Below are 1,465 nucleotides of genomic sequence, written 5' to 3' on the forward strand. Positions count from 1 at the left end.
GGGTCTGACTCAATCTCGCTGCAGATAAGCGGTGATCTGGCGCTGTTTTCCAGAAGGAATCAGCGCAATGCAGCACGGAGTTCGCCCGTCCAGCCTCGTACCGCCTTGCTTTGCCGTCGTCCGGTCGGAGATCGACGGGGATCGTGCCGTCGTCACGGTTCGTGCAACAGCGTCTTCGGGCGCGTGTCCGTCTTGCGGGGTCCGCTCACAACGCGTCCAGAGCCAATACGCGCGTCGGGCCTCTGACCTCCCGATTTCAGGCCGGCGCGTCGAGCTCGAAGTTCTGGCTCGGCGCTTCTGGTGCGATGCCGTGCTGTGCGGCCGTCGCATCTTCGCCGAGCGATTTGGTGATGATGTGCTGGCTCCGATGTCGCGCCGGACAGGGCGACTGGAACTGATCGTTCATCATCTTGGCCTGGCGCTTGGCGGTCGTCCGGCGGCGGGCTTCGCCAGGCGGCTGATGGTCCCGGTCAGCAATGACACGCTGCTGCGCGTGGTCAGGCGCAAAGCGCAGGTGCCATCGGAGACGTTGACCGTGATCGGCATCGACGACTTCGCATGGCGGCGCAATCACCGGTACGGCACGATCGTCTGCGACCTCGAACGACGACGGACCGTGACGCTCCTGCCCGACAGGGAGCCTGCGACATCCGAGGCGTGGCTGCGCCGCCATTCGTCGATAACCGTCGTCGCTCGCGACCGCGGCGGCGGATATGGCGAAGCAGCGGCAAAAGCGTTGCCCTCCGCAGAGCAGGTCGCCGATCGCTGGCATCTGATGGAGAATGCCAGCCGTGCCTTTCTGGAAGCGGTTCGCAAATCCATGCGTCAGATCCGCTCCGTTATCGGCGCCACGGTCATCAATCCCGCTCTCCTGACGTCCGCGGAGCGCCTGCAATATGAAGGGTACCAGCGCCGGGAAGAGACCAATGCTGCTGTCATGGCTATGTTTAGCGATGGCGTGCCGATCAAGCAGATCGTCAAGCGCACCTGCCTGGCGCGGGATACGGTGCGCCGCATCGTCCGCGGTCAGCGTTCCGAAGTCTTCCGGACACGGCAGAGTTCCCTGGAGGAACAGCTGCCTTGGCTCGACGCACAGTGGGATGCCGGAAAGCGCAATTCCTCAGCGCTTTGGCGCTCGATGCGGGTGCGCGGCTTCCGCGGCAGTGCGAGAGTTGTGTCCGAGTGGGCGACGCGGCGGCGGCGTGCCGAAAAGGCCGATGCCGGCACCCTTGCCCGCATCCCCTCCGCCCGGACCATCGCTCGCTTCATGACGAATGGGCGCGACAAGCTCTCAAAGGCAGAGACTGTTCTCATCGCAGCCATAGAAACCGGCCTGCCGCAGCTCGTGAAGGCCCGCGAAATCATCTTGGACTTCCATCAGATGATCCGTACCAGGACTGTCGCTGGCATGCCGTTATGGATGGAGCGCGCCGCCGACAGCCTCGTGGCGTCGTTCTGCAGCGGC

The 1,465-nt window shown here is 64.4% G+C and carries 1 protein-coding gene; it reads left to right on the forward strand.

Translation table 11 applies throughout. From position 1 onward, the window contains the following. Positions 1 to 67 precede the first annotated feature (67 nt). Positions 68 to 1,465: ISL3 family transposase (locus AX750_RS18310; RefSeq protein ID WP_156462465.1), on the forward strand; the 1,398-nt coding region annotated here is incomplete at its 3' end.

The organism is Methylobacterium sp. CCH7-A2, from assembly GCF_001557075.1.
Taxonomy (GTDB): domain Bacteria; phylum Pseudomonadota; class Alphaproteobacteria; order Rhizobiales; family Beijerinckiaceae; genus Allobosea; species Allobosea massiliensis.